The following is a 21631-nucleotide window of genomic DNA, read 5'->3' as shown; positions in this document are numbered from 1 at the left end:
AAGGTTGCACTTCTAAAAATATTCATATATAATTCCGTTATAAGGTAAGCGCTTTACTAAAAACTATAGTAAATTAGCATGATGGTGAAAATCTTCGATATACATTATCGGGTTCATTTGATCATCATCTATCTAAATATTTTTATAATGCGAAAAAAATTCCTAAGATCTTATCATATGCATAATACTTTGGAATCAGATGGTGAGAAATGTGAAGGTAACAATTTATGATGTTGCAAAGGAGGCTAATGTATCCATTGCAACCGTTTCAAAAGTACTAAACAATTCCGGAAGAATAAGTGAAAAAACGAGAAAAAAAGTAAAACAGATTATGAAAGAGCTAAATTATCAACCCAATATGTTGGCTTCAGCATTGATGGGAAAACAGACAAAAACAATCGGCTTACTGATTCCAGACCTGGCGAATCCATTTTTCTCTGAATTAGCCAGGAGTATTGAAGATCGGGGCAATGAACTGGATTATCATTTGGTAATTTGTAATACCGACTATAACAATGCGAAGGAAAACAGATATCTTTCATTATTGAAGCAAAAAAGAGTGGATGGCTTTATATTGGCGTCCGGTTTTGAAAAGCTTGATAAAGTTCAGGAGTTAATAAGCGAAGAGATACCGGTAGTCATTGTTGCTCGTGACTTCCCGATGTTTTCCGTCAATGCCGTTGCTTTAGATGATTTTACGGGAGGATATTTGGCGGCAAAACATTTAGTAGATTTGGGCCACAAAAATATCGGGGTGATCGCCAGGGATCTTTGGAGCAATCGGGAAAGATTGCGGGGCTTTCATCATGTTTTAGCAGAGAATCACTTAACACTAAATCCGAACTTCCAATTTGTAAATGAAGTAGATCATATTAAGGCAGGGAGGAACATGGCCGCCAAATACATTCATAGTGACAATAGGCCAACAGCCATCTTTGCTTGTAACGATTTACTGGCAGCCGGAGTGATTCAAATGGCCAAAGAGCTGGGGTTGGATATACCGCAAGATTTATCTGTAGTCGGTTTTGACAATACTTCAATTGTAAGTATCATAGAGCCGCCTTTGACAACAATTGCCCAGCCAATTCAAAACATGGGAAAAGAAGTAATGGATTTAATGGTTTCAATCATTAATGAGGAAAAGGACGCCAAAAGCCGGGTAACACTTTTACCTTCATTAGTCTTACGTAAATCAACCAAAAAAATAACATAAAGATTTTTTTTAAAAATAAATGAATAAAGCGCTTAACCTATCTGTTATGTGGAGGGCGAAAGGAATGAAAAGCAACGGTATCATTGTTCAATCAGGCGGACCAACAGCAGTCATTAATAATTCGGTGATTGGAATTATTGATGAAATGAAGTATTCCGGCTTTCAAGGGGAAATTTATGGTTCAGTCGGAGGAATCTTGGGTTTAATAAACGAGTCATTCATTGAACTGGGCAACTTATCTGTACGCGACCGCATCCGGCTTCGCTGGACTCCCGGGGCTGCATTAGGGACTTGCCGATATAAATTAACTTTTGACGAAGTGGAAGTCATCATTAAAAACTTAAAAAAGCACAGTATCCATTTTCTTTTTTATATTGGTGGAAACGGCTCCATGCAAGTAGCGAAAATGATTCATGATACAGCCGCTATAATGAAGTATGACTTGGCTGTTATCGGAATTCCAAAATCAATTGATAATGACTTACTGGGAACAGATCATAGTCCGGGTTATGGAAGTGCCGCAAAGTTTTTAGCCACTTCTATACTAGATATGAAGATGGACGTTGCAAGTTATCCGGAAACAAATCAACTTACCATCATAGAAACGATGGGCAGACATACGGGATGGTTGGCAGCAGCGTGTTCATTAACGGTCTCAGATAGAGAAGACAGCCAAACACTCATTTATATACCTGAAGTCCCTTTTTGTTTAACGAGTTGTATCGAAAAAGTTGTTAACGCCCATGAAAATAAAAGAAATACCTTTTTAATTACAGCTGAAGGACTTAAAAATAGTGCGGGGCAGTATATAAACCATGATGAATTGGAGTATGACACATTAAATCGGCCCAAGTTAGGCGGGGTATCTACTTATTTAAAGGAGATCATAGAAGCGAAAACAGGAATACGAACAAGGGCAATCGAAACAAGCATTTTGCAAAGAAGCAGTATTTTATTAGCGTCCAAGACGGATGTAGATGAAGCATATGAAATAGGTAGAGAATCATGGAAATACGCACTGAAAGGCTATTCAGGGGTCATGATAGCCATGGAACGGGCAAATCATCAAGATACCGACTATAAAATGATGTACCGTCCAAAACTATTGAAAGAAGTTGCGGGTAAGGAGAAATATTTTCCAGTTGAATGGTATGACAAGAAAAATAATATCATGACCGATGAATTTATTCGATATGTGGAACCACTAATACAAGGAGAAATGATGATTCCAATCGAAAACGGGCTGCCAGTTTATAAACAGGTCATTTAACATTTTTGGTTAAGCGCTATCCTAAATTTTTGAATGCGCTGTAACAAATAGATAATGCTTTTTCATAAACAATGAATTGTAAAGCTTTTCATTAAACAGCAGAAGAGGGATTTATATGCTAGCGGTGATGAAAACCAAACAAGGCTTTGGAAATGTGACTTGCACGAACATAGATGAACCGACTTGTTCAGCAGGCTCTGTAAAAGTAAAGGTTGCCTATTCAGGAATTTGCGGCACAGATTTACATGTTTTTCATGACACTTTTAAAAATAATCCTCCTGTCATATTAGGGCATGAATTCTCGGGAGTGGTTTCGCAAATCGGCGAAGGTGTAAGCTCTATCAGTGTCGGAGATCGTGTTGCTGTTCTTGGTTCCACTGCTGTCACCTGCGGCACATGCCATTATTGCAAAACAGGAAATTATATGTTCTGTAATGATCGCCGGGGAATGGGGCATGGTGTACATGGCAGTTTTACAAAATATGTTGTGGTAAGAGAAGACATGGTTTATAAGATTCCTGAAAATATCAGTTTGGAAGAGGCGGCTTTGTCAGAACCTTTAGCTTGTGCAGTACAAGCCATTGAAGAATTGACAAATATTCAATTGGGGGACACAGTCTTGCTTTCCGGTCCTGGCCCCATCGGGTTACTATGTCTGTCTTTGTTAGTGGAAAAAGGTTGTAAAGTGATTGTTGCCGGCACTTCCGCAGATGAATTTAGGTTACATCTAGCAAAAAAATTGGGTGCAGACATCGTTGTTAATGTAAATCATGAAGATGTAGAGTGTATGATCGCCAAAGAAACGAAGGGTTGTGGAGTGGATGTGGTAGTAGAGTGTGCAGGCGCGGTTTCCTCCATCAATAGTTGCCTTAAAAATGTAAAAAAATTGGGTAAATTTATACAAGTTGGTATTGTTGGTCATGACATAACGTTGGATTACGATACGGTTCTGTATAAACAAATTCAATTATTCGGTTCACTGGCTCATAGTATGAAAACTTGGGATAGAGTCATGCAAATTCTGGAACAGAAAAAAGTAAATTTGGCACCCATTATTACACATAAAATGTCATTATCCGAATGGGAAAAAGCCTTTGAATTATGTGAGAAAAAGAGTTGTGGAAAAGTGTTGTTGCATTATGAGTGAGAAAACATTGTAAATTTGAGGGTTGATTTCATGACAAAAACAAATCGTAAAGAAAATGAAACGAAGGAATATATCCTTCCAAAATATATGAATGCTGCCTTTTTAACGAAACAATCAACGGTGGAGATTTTTCAACAGGAGTTGCCGAAAATAGGAGATAGGGATGTTCTTGTAAAAGTCCAAGCGGTCGGTATTTGTGGTTCTGATATTCACTACTTTGCCCATGGTCATATTGGGGAGCGGGTTGTTCAATATCCGCATATTCAAGGACATGAATGCTCAGGACTTGTCGTTGCAGTTGGTGCAAATGTAACCCGTTTCAAGGTTGGGGATAGAGTAGCGATTGAACCGGGTGTTTCTTGTATGTCGTGTGAGTGGTGTAAAGAGGGAAGATATAATTTATGCCCAAGTGTACAATTTTTATCGACACCGCCTGTAAAGGGCGCATTTGTACAATATTTGAGTCATCGGGAAGATTTTCTATACCACATTCCTGATACGATGTCTTTTGAAGTGGCAACATTGGCGGAACCGTTATCAGTAGGCATTCATGCGATGAATAGAGGAAATGTAAAACCAAATTCCACTTTGCTCATCACCGGAATGGGTCCTGTCGGTTTGATGGCCATCGTTGCTGCCAAAGCCTATGGAGCCGGCAACATAATTGTTACTGATATGGAACCGCTGCGCCTTGATGCCGCCAAAAAACTGGGGGCTACTGAAGCAATTGATATTAGCAGCTCAGATGTGTCCCAGGAGGTAAACAGGTTAACAGAAGGGGCAGGCGTTGATATAGTCATTGAAACATCTGGAAATGAAAAAGCAATCGAATCAGCCATTGCCTTAACAAAACGAGGTGGAACTGTCGTGGCTATTGGTTTTCCGGCAAAAAACCAAATTCCACTGCATATAACGCAAATGCTTCAGAATGAAATCAACTTCATTTCAGTTTACCGTTATATCAATACATATCCAACCGCCATTGAAATCCTGAATCAGATGGGCAGGGATGTGGAGCATGTGATAACGGATACATTTCCAATGGATGACATTCAAGAAGCAATGAATAAAGCATATCAAAACAAAAAGGACAGCTTAAAAATAATGGTATATCCAAATCCATGAATACACACAAGGGGGAAAAATCATGAAATTTTCAAAAATCATATTATTTGGTCTCATCTTACTGTTAACGATTTCAGGTTGTGGCAACTCAGCGGGGAAGAGTGCAAAAGGAAAATCGGATAAAGTGGTATTAAGCCTAAGTATTCCGGAGCCAGAGGGAGCAAAATTTGACGTAGCCGCCAAAGCTTTTAAAGAAAAATTAGAAGAGCTAACTGATGGTGAAATGACCGTTACCATCCATTATAACAATGAACTCGGCGGGGAAAGAGAAGTATTTGAATTAATGGGAATGAACTCACTTGATATGTCTATTCAATCGTCTGGTCCAATGGGAAACTGGGTGAAGGAATTTAACATGTTTGACCTGCCATTTTTATTTGAGAACAGGGAGCATGTATATGCAACATTGGAAGGGGAAGTTGGTAAAGAATTGTCTCAAAAATTCGAAGAGGAAGCAAACGTGAAAATACTTGGGTGGGTTGAGAATGGCTTTGTAGCCACTTCGTCAAACAGCGCCATTAATAGTGTAGAAGATGTAAATGGATTAAAAATCCGTGTGCAAGAAAATGAATTGCAAATCGATACATGGAATGCATATGGAGCAGATGCGACACCTATGGCTTGGACAGAAGTATTTACCGGATTACAACAGCGTGTTATCGACGGACATTCCAATTCGCTCGCCACTATTCAAACATCTAAAATTTTTGAAGTACAAAGCCATGTCGCGCTTCTCGAAGACAGATTCTCTCCAGCCCCTATTGCGATAAGCAAAGCAAAATTTGACAGTCTTACAAAGGAACAGCAGGATGCAATTGTACAAGCTGCCGAACATACTGAGCCTATTGGCAGGAAAGCCAACGAAGACAAAATCAAGGAAGCCAGAGAGTTTTTAGAAGAAAATGGAATACAATTTACAGAACCAGATAAAGAACAATTTAAGAAAAAGACAGAATCCGTCTATAAAAAATGGGCACCTCAAATTGGGGAGGAGATCATTAAAAAGGTTCAAAACTTGGACTATTAAATTGGCATATATGGAATGGAAAAGATCGAAATGGTCTTTTCCTCCATGTTTGAGGAGATGGTAATGTGAATACTTTCGCCAAAAAATATATAACACTTAGTTCTTATATAAACAAAGTATTTGGATATTTACTGGCGTTCATATTGGCTACAATGACCGCATTAATATTTTGGCAAGTGGTTGCACGATATGTGCTTGGCAGTTCATTATCGTGGTCAGAAGAGTTAGCGCGCTTTTTAATGATATTTCTGGTGTTTATCGGCGCCGGGCTAGCGCTTAGACAAGGAAAACTAATTGCCGTTGAAGTGATTTTGGAAAGATTAAATGACAAGGTTAGCTCCATTATAAAAATGTTGGTTCACCTCATTTCATCTGTTTTTTATGGAATATTGATCTATTTTGGATTTGAACTTGCGCAAGCCTTTGGCAATCAAATTGCTCCAGGTATTAAAATATCAATGTTTTACGTTTATCTAAGCATTCCTTTGGGGGCGATTTTATTATTAGTAAATTCTATCGCTTGTGTGCTTGAAGAGTTCGTTGGAAAGGAGTAAACCATGTTTGCTATCGTTTTTATCATCATCTTGTTAGTTTTGTTATTTATTGGTGTACCAGTAGCCTTTTCATTAGGTTTAACTACAAGTATAGGCATATTTCTTCAAGGTACATTACCATTAAATGTTGTTCCTCAGAGAATATTTGTAGCACTCAACTCCTTTCCATTAATGGCGATTCCGTTTTTTATTTTGGCGGGAAATCTGATGGGGATAGCAGGCATATCCAAAAGATTAGTCCATTTTGCAGGTGCTTTAGTAGGTCACCTCACTGGTGGGTTGGCGATGGTAGCAATTGTTACTTCAATGTTTTTCGCGGCCATCTCGGGATCCGGAGCGGCTACCACGGCTGCCATAGGATCCATCCTCATACCGGCAATGGTGGCAAGAGGTTATAAGATTGAATATGCTGCGGCCAACCAAGCTGTTGCCGGAGCACTCGGGATCATTATTCCTCCAAGCATTGCCATGATTTTGTATGGGGTAGCTGCAGAAGTGTCCATTGGCGATTTATTCCTTGCCGGAATACTGCCAGGAATACTTATTACACTTTCACTTCTAGTGAGTGCTTTTATCATTTCAAAAAGAAATGGCATTCGCGGGGAAGAAAGAAAAAGCATTAAAGAGGTTTTCATCGCTTTTAAAAGCGCTATTTTAGCTTTATTAATGCCCATTATCGTCTTAGGTGGAATATATAGCGGCGTTTTTACACCTACGGAGGCTTCGGTAGTGGCGGTTGTATACTCCCTTATCGTCGGCATGTTTATTTATAGAGAAATTAATTTGATCAAGTTAATAGAAGCGCTGAAAAGTTCGGCCATTAGCAGTTCCATTATTATGATCATTATAGGTGTTGCGGGCTTGTTTGCTTATTATTTAGGCATGACCGGCGCACCCGGAGAAGTATTTGATTTGATAAACGGGTTTATTGACAATAAATATGTGTTTTTAATTATCGTTAACATTATCCTGCTTTTAATAGGAATGTTTATGGATGGTGGCGCGGCCATTTTAATATTAGTCCCGCTTCTTTTAGGAACGGCGGTTGAATTTGGCATAGATCCTGTCCATTTTGGAGTGATCATGGTATGTAATCTTGCCATTGGGCTGGTTACTCCACCGGTTGGAATAGATTTATTTGTAGCCCAGCAGCTTACAAATGTTTCGATTGTACGAATTGGCCGGGCGGCGTTACCATTAATATTGATACTTGTGATCGATGTATTGGTAATATCCTTTTTCCCGCCCCTTTCAACATTTTTACCAAATTTACTAGAATGATAAGCTCGGTATACTATCGCTCACAAGAAATTCAGTTACATGTGTTGCCTGGGAGGAATGAAGTTGATTAATTCCTCCCGCCTATTAGGTAAAGCGCTTAACCCCAATTTTAAATAGATGAAAAGGAGAGTTTCCAAATGATATTATCAACGAAAGAATTAATGAATCAGGCAAAACTTGCCAGACGCCATCTTCTTGAAACTGTTCATTACGCCGGAGCGGGACATGTAGGAGGACCTTTATCCGCTATAGATGTATTAACTTATTTATATTTCAACGAAATGAAAATTGACCCATCCAATCCGAGAGATGAAGACCGGGACAGATTTGTTCTTTCAAAAGGACATTCAGCGATTGGTTTATATACTGTCATGGCATTGAGAGGATACATGCCCATAGAAGAATTAAAAACGTTCGATTCATTGAATTCCAGATTGCAGGCCCATCCGGACATGAATGCTCTCCCTGGGTTGGATATGTCCACTGGTTCTTTGGGGCAAGGAATTTCAGGGGCAGTTGGAATTGCGCTGGGAGCAAAATTACAACATAAAGATTTCCGGACTTACTGCATGGTTGGAGATGGTGAATCACAAGAAGGACAGGTATGGGAAGCAGCAGATGTCGCCTCTAAATATGGATTGGATAATTTAGTCGCTATTCTAGACTATAATAAACTGCAACAATTTGGCTGGAACGGAGAGGATGGCGCGCGGCAAATTCCCGTCTATGAACCGGACAATCGTTGGGAAGCTTTTGGTTGGCATGTAATTAACATTGATGGTCATGACTTTGAGGAGATTGCTTCCGCTTTTAATAAAGCAAAAGAAATAAAAGGCAAGGCCACCATCATTATTGCTCATACAGTGAAAGGAAAAGGGGTAAGTTTTATGGAAAATGCCTATCTTTGGCATTCAAGGGTTCCCACAGATGAAGAGTTGGAAACTGCAATACAAGAATTGAGTGTGGAGGGATAAAAATGGCAAGTTTATTGTCTGATAGAAAAGAAACGATGAGAGATATTTTTGGGGCAACAATATTAAAATTGTCCAAAGAAGATGAAAGAGTGTATGTTGTAGACGGCGATTTAGCAAATTCTACGAAGATAGACGGGGTAGCTTTACAAAACCCTGAAAAATTTCTACAAATGGGCATTGCAGAACAAAACATGTTAAGCGTATGTTCAGGTCTGGCTGCAACGGGCTTACAGCCTTGGGCGGTTACATTTGCTGCCTTTCTTTCGAAGCGGGCCATTGATCAAATCCAAGTGCAAATTGCTCAACCGAATTTAGATGTTAAAATGATTGGTGCTTATAGCGGTCTATTAACGGGACTTACAGGGAAAACACATCAGTCTTTGGAGGATATCGCCATTTTTCGTTCGCTTGCAAATATGACCGTACTTGCGCCAGCCGACAGTGTAGAAGTGAAGAAGATGATAGAATTTGCCCATCAATATAATGGTCCTGTTTATATTCGTTTAGCTCGTGATCCGTACCCGATCATTTTTGATGATGATTACGAGTTTCAAGTGGGAAAAGCCGTTTCTTTAAAAGAAGGAAGCGATTTGACCATTATTTCAACCGGCACCCAAACAAGCCGTGCCATAAAAGCGGCGGAGTCATTACAAGCTGAAGGTTTGTCCATTGCTGTTTTACATATGCCAACGATTAAACCGTTAGATAAAGAGGCGATTGTAAAAGCGGCTGAGAAAACCGGTGTGATTGTTACGGCGGAGGAACATAGTATTTACGGCGGGCTTGGCAGCGCAGTTGCTGAAGTCCTCGTGGAAGAAAAGCCTGTTCCTATGTTGCGTGTCGGAGTGAATGATCGTAATTCTGAATCAGCGCCTAATCAAGAATTACTGGAAAAATACGGAATTTCAGAGAATCATATTGCGGAAACAGTAAAAAGAGCATTAAAAAAAGCCCGTCAATAGCAGTTAAAAAGACGAAGGCTAAAAAAGGATTGTACTTGCGGAAAATCATAGGTTCGTAAGTACAATCTTTTACTATAGAGTATTTCATTTTGTGAATCCATTCAATTTATGGGCTTGTAAAGCAAAGGAATGGCAAAGTCGCTCCATTCTAAGGAGTTGCCCATCCCATTCCCACGCTTTTGGCTGCCAAGTTTCGGTTTTAAAAAAAATTCAAAACGGTTCTGGTTCTACCCCTGATCTTGGCGAAAAGGTAACAACATCAGAGGCAGGAGACCAGGTTGATGCACGATTAAAATAGACACTTATATAAAGGAGTGCTCGTATGCCATTAGTATCGATGAAAGCCATGCTTCATACGGCGAAAGCCGGTCATTACGCAGTTGGTCAATTTAATGTAAATAATTTGGAATATGCCCAAGCGATTTTACAGGCTGCCGAAGAAGAAAGTTCACCAGTCATTCTCGGTGTTTCTGAAGGCGCGGCCAGATATATGGGCGGATTTAAAGTAGTAGTATCTATGGTAAAAGCTTTGATGGAAGAATATCGGACAACAGTGCCTGTCGCGATTCATTTAGATCACGGCTCAAATTTTGAAAAATGCGCCGCAGCCATCCACGCGGGATTTACTTCCGTTATGATTGACGGTTCTCATTTGCCGCTAGAGGAAAATATCGCCCTAACAAAAAAAGTGGTGGAGCTTGCCCATATACACGGTGTTTCGGTCGAAGCGGAACTGGGCCGCATTGGCGGGCAAGAAGATGATGTCATTGTTGATGATGCCGAAGCCATGTACGCGATTCCGTCTGAATGCGAAAAGTTGGTAAAAGAGACGAAGGTGGACTGTTTTGCGCCCGCACTTGGATCTGTTCACGGGCCATACAAAGGAGAGCCGAACCTTGGCTTTAAGCGTATGGAAGAAGTAATGAGCCTGACCGGCGTTCCGCTCGTTTTGCATGGTGGAACAGGCATTCCTTTGAAAGATATTCAAAAGGCGATATCGTTGGGAACAGCCAAAATCAATGTGAATACAGAAAACCAAATCATGCAGACGAAGAAAATACGTGACATATTAGAAAAGAACAAAGAGGTGTATGACCCGCGCAAATATATGGGCCCGGGACGGGAAGCCATAAAAGAAACAGTCATCGGAAAAATGCGTGACTTCGGGTCGTCGCAAACGGGGGCTGTCTAAAAACCCTCCTGCGAACATTTCATAAAGCGACTTGTCAATCCTGAACCCGGTATTGTGCCGGGCTCAGGCTTTTTTAGTCGTTAATATAACTCGACAAGGCATGGGTGATCGTCCTCACCACTGCTTCCCAATTTTGATTCAGCTTTTTCAGCTTCAACATTCAGTCTCAAATATTCGGCACCATCTTTCCTGCCATTCTCTTAAGTAAGAACGATATTTCTGCTTTTCCCGCCTACTGGGAAGCAACTGCGTATGCTACATTAAAAATCGGGTATATCAGCTCGATTGTCCAGTTCATTTCCAGGATGTTATTCCAGCAATTTTGTAACTTTTTGGTTCATGTGAACAAATGAAACCTCAATCCTATCCTTGATTCCATAGCTCGTCTCGAGACGGATGAGTCGTTACAGATAGACACATTAATTTTTTTAACTTCCACCATTATCTGGGCGTCTTTTTCAAATTCTATCTATTTTAGGAACATCTTTATTCGCTTTAACGCGTTTTTCATATGGGGATAGCGAAAAGGGATATCAAATAAATTCGTCTGTTTCAAGATGCTCTTTTGATGGGAAAAAGCGTCGAAGCTGTTTTTTCCATGGTATGATCCAATCCCGCTTGTTCCGACTCCGCCAAAAGGCAAATGGGGATTGGCAAAGTGATAAATCGTATCATTGATGCAACCGCCCCCGAAAGAAACGGAGTTCACTATTTCTTTTTTCGTTTCGGAACCTTTAGAAAACAGATACAGCGCTAGCGGATTAGGGTGCTGATGAATCCCTTCTATCACCTCGTTCAACTCCCCATATTCCAAAACAGGAAGGATGGGACCGAAAATTTCCTCTTTCATGATCGTATCTTCCCATGTGATGTTTGTCAGAATAGTCGGCTCCACGGACAGCTTTTCCCGGTTTGCCTTTCCGCCTGTAAAAATACTTCCCTGATCAAGGAATGAAACAAGACGGTTGAAATGCTTTTCGTTCACAATTCGTGTGATCGTCTGCCCACTGTACATTTCATCAATCGCTTCTTTTAAAAGCCCTAAAAACTTGTCCTTGATTCGCTGATGGACGTATATATAGTCAGGTGCGATACAGGTCTGTCCAGCATTCGTGAATTTCCCCCAAGCAATCCGTTTGGCAGCCAGTTTCAAATTGGCATCTTCATGAACAATACAAGGACTTTTTCCACCTAATTCCAGCGTTACCGGGGTAAGGTGCCTAGCAGCAGCTTTCATGACCACTTTTCCAACAGACACACTTCCAGTGAAAAAAATCTTGTCAAACTTTTCCCGGAGTAGAGCTTCACTTGTTTCCACGCCGCCTTGCACTACCGCGATATATTTTCTTGGAAAAACGTCTTGGATCATTTTGGCAAAAACGGCTGATGTTCGGGGAGTCAGCTCCGATGGTTTGATAACAGCGCAGTTACCTGCCGCAATTGCTCCAATTAAAGGTGCGGCTGCAAGCAAGAACGGATAATTCCACGGAGAAATGATCAGCGCCGTCCCGTATGGTTCAGGATAAATATAGCTTGTGGAACCAATATGGGTGATGGGTGTTTTCACTTTGGTCGGTTTTGTCCAAGAGCGGAGTTGGCGCATCGTGAAACGGAGTTCGTTTAAGATCATCCCGATCTCTGTCGTATATGCTTCGAACTCGGATTTATTCAAGTCTGCTTTAAGTGCGGCCATAAGTTCCTTTTCGTACAGCTTGACGGCATTTCTGAATGTTTGAAGTGACTGGAGACGAAAAGGTATATCTTTTGTTTGCCCTGTACGGAAAAAATCCCGTTGACTGCTGATAAGCGCAAGAAATGAATCCATATGGCACTCTCCTTATATATTCTGGAGTAATTTGCTTTTTTTAAAATGATACGGAAAAAACATGCTTCAAATTATATGTTTGATACCAATGATATAATATACGACTTGTTTTGCAAACAATAGTTTGGTTTTGGTTATCCGTAGCGGGCCCTTTCGAAGGAGTTTGCGGCATCCGCCCCCCGCACATGCAGGATAAACTTTTGGAGCACTGGCCTCTGCTTTGCTGGAACAACACTGCTAAACAACGCCTTTTCGCTTCCTGGCAATAGATTCCATTGAAGAAGCGGGTCTATTGGTCTACAATGATGCGTATAATAGAACAAATGTTCCGTTTTGGAGGGTGAAGCATGGAAATCGACTATCGGATGCTGCCGCATCACAACATCTTGTGCATCGACATGAAGAGCTTTTATGCAAGCTGCGCCGCGGTTATGCATGGTCTTGACCCTCTTGAATGTTATTTGGCAGTTGTCGGGAATTTGCAACAGCCCGGAAGTGTCGTATTAGCGGCTTCCCCCCGCTTGAAAAAAGATTATGGCATTCAAACGGGCTCTCGTTTATTTGAAATTCCAACAGATAAAAATATCCGGCGAGTTGAGGCAAAAATGGCGCTTTATTTGCGAATCTCTATGGAAATTACCCGTTTGTTGAATCGGTATGTCCCAAAAGAAGCGATTCATGTATATAGTGTGGATGAAAGTTTCCTCAAATTGGATGGAACGATGCAGTTATGGGGGGATGCCTGGACAGCCGCTCAAAAAATTCGGGATGAAATATTTCGGGAATTTCAGCTTACATGTTCAATCGGCATAGGGCCTAATATGCTTTTGTCCAAGCTTTGTCTTGATTTGGAAGCGAAAAAAACCGGTATCGCAAAATGGACATATGAAGATGTGCCGAAAAAGTTGTGGACAGTGTCTCCTCTCAGAAAAATATGGGGGATTGGGAGAAGGATGGAGAGAACGTTGAACAACATGGGGATTTTTAACGTGGGCCAGCTCGCGGCTTATAACCCGGCCTTGCTTGAGAAAAAATTCGGGATCATGGGGATGCAGCTTTATTATCATGCATGGGGTGTTGATTTGTCCGAGCTTGGGGCTCCAATGATGGCGGGGCAAATCAGCTTTGGAAAAAGTCAAATACTGTTGCGTGATTATAAGGAAAAGCATGAGATTGCCGCGGTTATACTGGAAATGTGTGAAGAGGTGGCCCGGCGCGCCCGCGAGCACGGAAAGGCGGGGAGGACAATCAGCCTCGGGATCGGTTATAGTGAAAAAGAGTTCGGAGGAGGGTTTCTTCGTTCGAAATCGGTGGAGGACCCGACGAACGTCACAATGACTGTGTATAAGGTATGTCTTGACTTGTTTGAAGCCCATTATAATGGAAAGTCGGTCCGACAGATTTCTATCGCGCTTTCCAATATGACGGATCATGGCACATATCAGCTTAACTTGTTTGAACCGAATCAAATACGAAAGAGAGAGCTGGGATATGTGATGGATCATATTCGCCGCCGGCACGGGACTGCTTCGCTTCTTCGCGCAGTTTCTTACACAGAAGCAGGAACAACACGAATAAGAGCGGGTCTTGTTGGAGGGCACAAAGCATGACAATGGTGATGGAAATGGGGGCAGGAAAATGATTCGGGACCGGGGAAATATAAAGTGGAACTCTCTTATGCTTCCGGAGCATGTCAAAATGCTCCGAGAATGGGCAAAAGAAGATACGTGGGATGCAAAAGGGCAATTGGATGAACAGAAGCTGGAGCAACTGAATCTAGCGGCGGAAGAAGCGATGGAGTTTGCCAAAGAGGTCAACATTACCTATTTTTCACATCGCCAATCTAAACAGATTGCCGGGAAAATTCATTATTTTGATTCTGTAAAAAAAGAATTTCGGATCGTGGACCGATCTGGTCATGTACAGCGGATTTTATTGAAGCAAATCGAACATATAGAATTGATCGGATAAAGGCTGTAATGTTTTCGTCTTTTGGTCGTCTAATATAAAGAGGGGAGGGGGAAGCGTGAAAGAGGATTGCATAGAACAGTGGTTTGAAATGTATGAAAGGGATATTACAAGCTTTTTGATTTATTTGACAGGCTCCCGTGACGTGGAAGATTATGTCCAGGAGACATTTCTGATTGCCATGAAAAAAATGTCAAGATTTAAAGGAGAATCCCATCCAAAAACATGGCTCATTTCCATTGCCAGGAATATGGTCATTGACAAATATCGAAGAAACCAGGTTTGGAATAGAATTAAACAGTATGTAACCAATGAGCCGCATTCCTCGAATGGATCGGAAGAGCTCGTTATCAAAAATCAGGAGCATGAGCAACTTTACAAGTCGATACGGCAGCTTTCGCCGTTTTATAAAGAGGTCGTCATTTTACGGGGCATTTTGGAATTGTCTTCAAAGGAGACAAGCGACATTTTAAAATGCAGCGGAAATAAAGTGAACGTGACATATCACCGGGCATTGAAAAAGCTGAGAGATATTTTAGAAAAGGAGGGATTTTACTTTGAGAGAACAGCAGATTGAAGAGAAACTAAAGAACCTTCCTAAATATTCATTATCAACGGAACAAAGACGGGATATTTTACAAAAGTTGCGGAATCGGGAGCAGGTCCGGAAGCCGAAATTCAGACCGGGATTATCCATAGTTTTCGCGTCTGCCGTCATAATCGTCCTCGCTTTGGCACAATTTCAGTTGAATGGCCAACAACGGGACACGGTGACAAATAAGATCGAGGAAAGCCGGGAAATGACAATGGACAAGGCTGAGCAGGAGGTTGGAATAGAGGTAGCGGAAGGAAAGCCCTTTCGATTTTCTGATGCACATCAAGAGGCAATCGGCATTGAAGGAAGAGTCGGGATTTTGCAGTCGTTTGACCATTTTGTCGCAAAAGATGAAAGAAGAGTTGCCAAATTAATGCTGTATTTCTGGGACGATCAGGCTGATCTTCCGGGGAAAAAGTATGAAGTGACAGCGACAAACGGACAACAGGAAATCATGTTGGCAAGGGGGAAACTCGTAGATGGCTTGTACGGAGAAGACGGTCACGCTTTAACCAGGTTTGAGCCATTCCCGACGAAGGGAACATGGAAACTGTCTTTTTTTATCGACGAAAAGCTGTTTGCAGAGTTCACTTTGGAAGTGCTGCCCCCATTTCCGGCAACGGAGCATTTTACACTTGTTGACTCTCCAAAAGAACTGGCAATAGGCAAGAAAAACAATATGGTGATGGAGGGAACGGGAGAGAAGCAAGAAAAAGTGAGCGTACAGTTGTTGGATGATACTGGAACATTAGCAGATGAATCCCTGTTTGTTAACACGGGAAAGGGGATAGATGCTGTAACAAACAAGCCGATTTATTTGTATGAAGGAAACTTGGCGTTTCCCAAAAAAGGGACTTGGGTATTAAAAATCAACGGAGATAGCACACAGCCTTTTACAAATTGATACGGGCAGCTAAACGAGAAGCGAATATTCCCATACGTGCTTCTCGCTTTTTTGCTGTTATTTCAGCCATTTTTTCAGCCCGTACGCGGGACTCGAATGTCCTTACTGTGTTTCGTCACGATTCATCACATCGGCATAAAGAAAGTACTTGTATCGCTTCGAAACGTTTTTATCTACATCAATCAGTTCAAAATTTCCGGAAAACCCGGTACGGTTCATGTGCTATCACTTTGATTTGCGCTCGCTTTTTCCATCTCATAAACCGTCGTCTAAAATGTCATAATATCTTATAGGGAACACATTAGAAGAATAACGAGCTACAAACTTATGAAAGGGCGGCATCGAATGATAACGGTTACAATTACTCGAAAAGCAGCAGAAAAAATCAAAGACAAACTCGGAGACAGGGACTTGGCATTAAAATTACTGTATGAAGCAGACGGCTGCACGATGAGCGGCATTCCCGCGCTCACATTTGAAAAATTGCGGGAAATGGTCCAAGATGAATTGGTTGTTGAGACGAATGAAATGCCGCTCGTGATTGAGAAGTCAAAACTTATTTATTTAGACTCAAACATGGAAATCGATTTTTCGGATGAAAGCCATACGTTCCAGCTGACAAGCCCAAATGAAATATTGAATGGCAGAATGAGCCTGTTAGATTAATCTTATCCCTGTTTGGAGAGACGGTAATAACCCGTGTCGATCTGTCTGGAAATCACTGGTGCTACCGTATCGACCGCAGCCACGAGCTTGTCAAGATCAATGGACGTTTCAATGCCCATTCGACCTAGCATATACACGACATCTTCTGTAGCCACGTTGCCGGTTGCACCCGGTGCAAACGGACAGCCGCCAAGGCCTCCGGCTGATGAATCAAAACGGTTTACTCCGGCTTCAAGCGCTGCGTATGTATTGGCCAGCGCCATTTTTCTTGTATCATGAAAGTGGGCTGCAAGCAAAACATCCGGCAACGCCTCTTTTAATCGAGAAAAGAGAGAATAGGACTCGTGTGGCGCAGCCATGCCAATTGTATCGGCTACACTCAGTTCATCAACGCCGGCTGCAACGAATTCCCGGCAAAGTGCAAGTGTGTCGTCTTCTTGAATCTTTCCTTCATACGGGCAATAAAAAGCTGTGGAAATACATGCTCTGACAAAGAAGTTTTTTGCTTTTAGCTCCTCTATGGCCGGTTGTAATTCTTCCATACTTTCTCTTGTGGATTTGTTAATATTTTTCCTATTAAACGTATTGCTGACGCCGACAAAGACGGCGACTGACTTGCAAGGTGTTTCTAGCACCCGCTCAATCCCTTTCCGATTGGGTGCAAGCACAATTCCGCGAACTCCTTCAGGAGCGGACTGGACAATTTCCCCGGCATCTTTCATTTGCGGTACCCATTTTGGAGAAACGAAGGAAGTAAGCTCCATTTCTTTGATCCCGGCCGCGGCCAGCTTTTGAATAAATGCTTTTTTGATCTCTGTATCAACAAACTGGGGTTCATTTTGCAGACCGTCACGAGGGCCTACCTCAATAATCACAACCTCTTTTGGAAAGTTCAATGATAACATCTCCTTTTAATATAAAAACCGGACAATACTGATGATGTCCGGCGGTGTTGTTTGTTAAAAATTACCGTAGGCTGAGTAATTTTTGCTTTAATTCATTTTCCATTGTCAATAGTTCCTGCTCAGCTTGTGCCCGTTTTGACCGGCCTTCCTGCTGGATTTTAATCGTTTCTTCAAGCGTGGAAATTAAGCTTGCTTGTGTTTTCTTCAATGTTTCGATATCCACTAGGCCACGTTCATTTTCACGGGCAGTTTCAATCGTATTGGACTTCAGCATCTCTGCATTTTTTAATAACAGGTCGTTCGTCGTTTTCGAAACTTGTTTTTGAGCTTCCACTGCCTGGCGTTGGCGAATGAGCGACAAAGCAATCGCAATCTGGTTTTTCCAAAGCGGGATGGCTGTCATGATGGAAGTCTGGATTTTTTCGGCAAGTGCCTGGTTTGTATTTTGAATCATGCGGATTTGCGGGGCGCTTTGAATAGTAATCTGCCTGCTTAGCTTGAGATCGTACAGTCTTTTTTCAAGGCGGTCCGCAAATTGCATCATGTCATTCACATCCTGAAAGGCCATTTGGTCTCCGGATGCCTCCGCCTTTTTCTTTAGTGCGGGAATCGTTTCCTTCCGGATTTCTTCAAGTTTCAGTTCGCCGGCAGCAATGAAGATATTCAGCGCATGAAAATATTCTTTGTTTTTTTCATATAATTGTTCAAGCATTTTCAAATCATCGAGCAGTACCTCTTTCGATTGGTTGAGTTTAATCGAAATACGGTCTATTTGAGCTCCGGTTTTTTGATATTTTGACATAACCTCCTGAATCGAGTTGGAAATCTTGCCAAACATTTTCGAGAAAAAATTTTTCTTCTCAGGCGTCAACTCTTCCGGATTGACCGACTTTAATTTGCCCATCAGGTCATTCAAGATATCGCCGATGGGACCAATATCTTTATTTTGGACATGCTCTAGCATGGAACTTGAAAAGTTTAACAACTGGGATTGTGCCTGCGTTCCATAGGAAATGATTGCCTGGTGGTTGGCAGGATCAATCTGTTTGGCCAGATCAACGGCTCTTTTTTTGCTGTCTTCCGGAAGGGCTTCGATCAGCTTTGCAGGTTTCGCCGTTTCTTGTTCGGAAGCCTGGGGCTGTAAGGCAAGCTCTTGCTCGCCAAACGGGTTGGCGAGCAAATCGTCAAGCCCGTTTGTAAATTCATCTTTTAAGACTTTTTCTTTATTTACTTCAGTCATTCCTAGTGCTCCTTTCATCATCGAGAGGGTGGTATTCGAGTTTTTTTAACGAATGGCGTGCTACATCCAGTTCAAACTGCAGATCGTCCACATCCGAAGAAAGAACTTGGTAAATATCCTTTTTGATTGATTCGCTTAAATCTTCGAGGGTGCTTTGTGTTTCTTTTAAAGAAAGATATATTTGTTCGTTTTTTACAGGCTGTGCAGCAAGCTGGGCGTAACGCTCAGATAGTTCCACAACAGAGTCAAGATGGTAAAAAAAGAATCTTTCCGATTGATAAAATCTGCGAGGATCTTTATGGACAATCGTATACATCCGTTTTACAAGCTTGCTCAATTCATACAGTTGTTTAAAGGCGCCCAAAGTTCTGACACTGAAAAACGCTTTTTGCAAACGGCCAACCTTCTTTTTCGCCTCATGCAGATTTTTCTGTATATACGCGTATTCTTTTCTCGTTAATCGGTTTTTCTTTAAAAAGCGATAGTCGGAAATCCATTTTATACTGAAAAATGTCAAGGCGCCAGCCAAGAGAGAAATGCCGGCGGACGGAAGAAAGGCAAAATCAAAGCCAAGAAATAAAATAAGCCAGATGAGAAAAGCTTCTCCGGCTGATAACATTCCTAGGAGAAAAGAATAAAAAGCTCTCAATTTTATCGACTCCTGTCCATTACTTGCTTAATATCTGTCATGTTATACGTATATTTGCGATAAAAGTTTCATTTCCTTCTATTATAAGGAATAACGTGCAGCATTGAAAGCGGGAAACATGTAGATTTTTAGATGGCCTTCCAAATAAAAAGAGGATTTTTTCAACCTTTCACGAAAAGGTAACATGATAGATCGCTTAAAAAGGAGGCTTTAAGCATGAACAACAGAGATGTCGTGATTGTTAGTGCCGTCCGCACGGCAATTGGAAGTTTTAACGGAGTGTTGAAAAACGTTTCGGCGCCTGAATTGGGGGCGGCAACAATTAAAGATGCAATAAACAGAGCCGGAGTAAAACCAGAAGATGTTGATGAAGTCATTATGGGGAATGTACTGCAAGCGGGATTGGGGCAAAATCCGGCACGCCAAGCTGCGATGAAGGCGGGCATTCCTGAAAGTGTTTCTTCCATGACGATTAATAAAGTATGCGGCTCAGGATTGAAAGCGATTCATTTGGCTGCCCAAGCGATCATATCTGGTGAAGCGGATATTGTTGTGGCTGGCGGCATGGAGAACATGTCACAAGCTCCTTATTTACTAAAAAACGCAAGAGATGGATTCAAAATGGGGGATCAAAAGCTGATCGACAGCCTGACGAGCGATGGTTTGACCTGCGTGTTCAACAATTATCATATGGGGGTTACAGCCGAAAACTTATGCGACAAATATGACATTACACGTGAGGAACAAGATGAGTTTGCAGCATTAAGCCAGGAGAAAGCTTCAAGAGCCATTGAGGAAGGGAAGTTCAAAGAAGAAATTGTACCCGTTATGGTTCCGCAACGAAGAGGAGAGCCGGTCGCTTTTGATACGGACGAATATCCGCGAAAAGGAACAACCGTTGAAACGCTTGGCAAATTAAGGCCTGCTTTTAAGAAGGATGGAAGCGTTACCGCCGGGAATTCTTCCGGAATTAATGACGGAGCAGCTTCCGTTGTTGTCATGTCTAGGGAAAAAGCCGAGCAGCTTGGGATTGAGCCGCTAGTAACGATCAAGGCAAACGCCAATGCGGCCGTTGATCCGAGCATCATGGGGATTGGACCTGTATCGGCTGTGAAAAAAGCTTTGCAAAAAGCGGGGTTAGCCATGGAAGATATTCATTTGATCGAGGCGAATGAGGCATTTGCCGCCCAGTCGCTGGCTGTCGACAGGGAGCTGCGGTTTGACCGCTCTATATTGAATGTTAACGGGGGAGCCATCGCCCTTGGCCACCCAATCGGAGCGAGCGGGGCAAGAATTCTTGTAACGTTGATCCATGAAATGAAAAGAAGGGGAGCCGAAAGAGGGCTGGCCACACTTTGCATTGGCGGCGGTCAAGGGGTAGCCACTGTTGTTGAGTTGGAAGCACAAAAATAACAACAAAGGAGGACAGAATGACATGAAAAAGATTTTTACATCATTTCGGGACACTGTGGACGAAATTACGGATGGTTCAACATTGATGGTTGGAGGGTTTGGCCTGTGCGGAATCCCCGAAAATCTCATTTTGGCTCTTGTGGAAAAAGGAGCGAAAGATTTAACGGTTATCTCCAATAACTGCGGAGTCGATGACTGGGGGCTTGGACTTCTCTTGCAAAATAAACAAATAAAAAAAATTTTCGGCTCTTATGTGGGAGAGAACAAAGAATTTGAACGCCAGGTGTTGGCTGGTGAAATTGAGGTGGAATTGACACCGCAGGGAACGCTTGCAGAAAAAATTCGCGCGGGTGGTGCGGGTATCCCGGCTTTTTATACACCTGCAGGTGTCGGCACTCCGATAGCGGAAGGAAAAGAAGTCAGGATATTTAATGGAAAGGAGTATGTATTGGAAGAAGCGTTAACGGCAGACTTCAGTCTCGTCAGTGCTTGGAAAGGAGACAAGATGGGAAATCTTGTTTACCGAAAAACAGCACGCAATTTCAATCCAATGATTGCCGCTGCGGGCAAAGTAACGATTGCTGAAGTCGAAACGCTCGTTGAAATAGGCGATCTCGATCCCGATTGTATTCATACACCTGGCATTTACGTACAAGGCATTATCCAAGGAAGCCTTGAAAAGCGGATTGAAAGAAGAACGATCAGAGCATAAGGAGAAGGA

General features: G+C 42.0%; 21 protein-coding genes. 17 read left to right on the top strand and 4 right to left on the bottom strand.

Annotated features, from left to right (window positions below; translation table 11 throughout):
- The first annotated feature begins 211 nt into the window (after positions 1-211).
- The 10 genes from JOC94_RS03305 (at position 212) to fba (ending at position 10745) form a co-directional block, all read left to right on the top strand.
- Complete coding sequence (locus JOC94_RS03305; RefSeq protein WP_205178633.1) at positions 212-1213, top strand: LacI family DNA-binding transcriptional regulator; 1002 nt, start codon at positions 212-214, stop codon at positions 1211-1213.
- Between the two features lie 64 nt (positions 1214-1277).
- Positions 1278-2483 carry a diphosphate--fructose-6-phosphate 1-phosphotransferase gene (locus JOC94_RS03300; RefSeq protein WP_205178631.1) on the top strand — a complete coding sequence of 402 codons (1206 nt, stop codon included), beginning with the start codon at positions 1278-1280 and terminating at the stop codon, positions 2481-2483.
- Positions 2484-2598: 115 nt separating this feature from the next.
- On the top strand, positions 2599-3630 hold the full coding sequence (locus tag JOC94_RS03295; protein ID WP_077113234.1) for a zinc-dependent alcohol dehydrogenase: 1032 nt from the start codon (positions 2599-2601) through the stop codon (positions 3628-3630).
- A 30-nt stretch (positions 3631-3660) separates the two neighbouring features.
- Entirely contained in the window at positions 3661-4755 is a 1095-nt protein-coding gene (locus JOC94_RS03290; RefSeq protein WP_205178629.1) for an NAD(P)-dependent alcohol dehydrogenase, read from the top strand.
- Between the two features lie 22 nt (positions 4756-4777).
- Complete coding sequence (locus JOC94_RS03285) at positions 4778-5782, top strand: TRAP transporter substrate-binding protein (protein WP_205178627.1); 1005 nt, start codon at positions 4778-4780, stop codon at positions 5780-5782.
- A 65-nt stretch (positions 5783-5847) separates the two neighbouring features.
- Positions 5848-6336 (top strand): TRAP transporter small permease, encoded by a 489-nt coding sequence (locus JOC94_RS03280; protein WP_077113237.1) that lies wholly within the window; start codon positions 5848-5850, stop codon positions 6334-6336.
- Positions 6337-6339: 3 nt separating this feature from the next.
- Positions 6340-7617 (top strand): TRAP transporter large permease, encoded by a 1278-nt coding sequence (locus JOC94_RS03275; protein WP_205178625.1) that lies wholly within the window; start codon positions 6340-6342, stop codon positions 7615-7617.
- 137 nt (positions 7618-7754) lie between these two features.
- Complete coding sequence (locus JOC94_RS03270; RefSeq protein ID WP_205178624.1) at positions 7755-8591, top strand: transketolase; 837 nt, start codon at positions 7755-7757, stop codon at positions 8589-8591.
- A gap of 2 nt (positions 8592-8593) precedes the next feature.
- The gene (locus JOC94_RS03265) at positions 8594-9553 is read left to right on the top strand and encodes a transketolase family protein (protein ID WP_205178622.1); all 960 of its coding nucleotides are present in this window, start codon (positions 8594-8596) and stop codon (positions 9551-9553) included.
- Positions 9554-9875: 322 nt separating this feature from the next.
- On the top strand, positions 9876-10745 hold the full coding sequence (gene fba / locus JOC94_RS03260; protein ID WP_205178620.1) for a class II fructose-1,6-bisphosphate aldolase: 870 nt from the start codon (positions 9876-9878) through the stop codon (positions 10743-10745).
- 469 nt (positions 10746-11214) lie between these two features.
- On the opposite strand, the gene JOC94_RS03255 is transcribed toward fba, so the two are convergent.
- A complete protein-coding gene (locus JOC94_RS03255) occupies positions 11215-12570 on the bottom strand; it encodes an aldehyde dehydrogenase (protein WP_205178619.1) in 1356 nt (451 codons plus the stop codon).
- Positions 12571-12917: 347 nt separating this feature from the next.
- Between JOC94_RS03255 and JOC94_RS03250 the strand changes: the two genes are divergently transcribed.
- From JOC94_RS03250 to JOC94_RS03230, 5 genes are all read left to right on the top strand, one after another.
- Positions 12918-14180 (top strand): Y-family DNA polymerase, encoded by a 1263-nt coding sequence (locus JOC94_RS03250; protein WP_205178617.1) that lies wholly within the window; start codon positions 12918-12920, stop codon positions 14178-14180.
- 28 nt (positions 14181-14208) lie between these two features.
- Positions 14209-14541, top strand: a complete 333-nt coding sequence (locus JOC94_RS03245; RefSeq protein WP_205178615.1) for a YolD-like family protein — start codon at positions 14209-14211, stop codon at positions 14539-14541.
- A gap of 55 nt (positions 14542-14596) precedes the next feature.
- Positions 14597-15115, top strand: coding sequence for an RNA polymerase sigma factor (locus tag JOC94_RS03240; protein ID WP_077113245.1), 519 nt, complete (start codon positions 14597-14599; stop codon positions 15113-15115).
- The gene (locus JOC94_RS03235) at positions 15096-16037 is read left to right on the top strand and encodes a hypothetical protein (RefSeq protein ID WP_205178613.1); all 942 of its coding nucleotides are present in this window, start codon (positions 15096-15098) and stop codon (positions 16035-16037) included. The genes JOC94_RS03240 and JOC94_RS03235 overlap by 20 nt, the downstream gene beginning before the upstream one ends.
- Before the next feature lie 345 nt (positions 16038-16382).
- On the top strand, positions 16383-16703 hold the full coding sequence (locus tag JOC94_RS03230) for an iron-sulfur cluster biosynthesis family protein (protein ID WP_205178611.1): 321 nt from the start codon (positions 16383-16385) through the stop codon (positions 16701-16703).
- A gap of 2 nt (positions 16704-16705) precedes the next feature.
- Here JOC94_RS03230 and JOC94_RS03225 read toward each other — a convergent pair whose 3' ends face one another.
- The 3 genes from JOC94_RS03225 to JOC94_RS03215 form a co-directional block, all read right to left on the bottom strand.
- Positions 16706-17608: a hydroxymethylglutaryl-CoA lyase gene (locus JOC94_RS03225; protein WP_205178609.1), complete on the bottom strand. Its 903-nt coding sequence runs from the start codon at positions 17606-17608 to the stop codon at positions 16706-16708.
- A 61-nt stretch (positions 17609-17669) separates the two neighbouring features.
- Positions 17670-18848 carry a toxic anion resistance protein gene (locus JOC94_RS03220; RefSeq protein WP_205178607.1) on the bottom strand — a complete coding sequence of 393 codons (1179 nt, stop codon included), beginning with the start codon at positions 18846-18848 and terminating at the stop codon, positions 17670-17672.
- Complete coding sequence (locus tag JOC94_RS03215) at positions 18841-19497, bottom strand: 5-bromo-4-chloroindolyl phosphate hydrolysis family protein (RefSeq protein ID WP_205178605.1); 657 nt, start codon at positions 19495-19497, stop codon at positions 18841-18843. The genes JOC94_RS03220 and JOC94_RS03215 overlap by 8 nt, the downstream gene beginning before the upstream one ends.
- 216 nt (positions 19498-19713) lie before the next feature.
- Here JOC94_RS03215 and JOC94_RS03210 point away from each other — a divergent pair, with 216 nt between their 5' ends.
- The gene (locus tag JOC94_RS03210) at positions 19714-20910 is read left to right on the top strand and encodes an acetyl-CoA C-acetyltransferase (protein ID WP_205178603.1); all 1197 of its coding nucleotides are present in this window, start codon (positions 19714-19716) and stop codon (positions 20908-20910) included.
- A 22-nt stretch (positions 20911-20932) separates the two neighbouring features.
- Positions 20933-21622 (top strand): CoA transferase subunit A, encoded by a 690-nt coding sequence (locus tag JOC94_RS03205; RefSeq protein ID WP_205178601.1) that lies wholly within the window; start codon positions 20933-20935, stop codon positions 21620-21622.
- The last annotated feature ends 9 nt before the right edge of the window (positions 21623-21631 follow it).

The organism is Siminovitchia thermophila, assembly GCF_016909185.1.
Classification (GTDB): Bacteria; Bacillota; Bacilli; order Bacillales; family Bacillaceae_C; genus Siminovitchia; species Siminovitchia thermophila.
The sequence above is the reverse complement of the archived record's forward strand: the minus strand, read 5'-3'. Positions and strand labels throughout refer to the sequence as shown.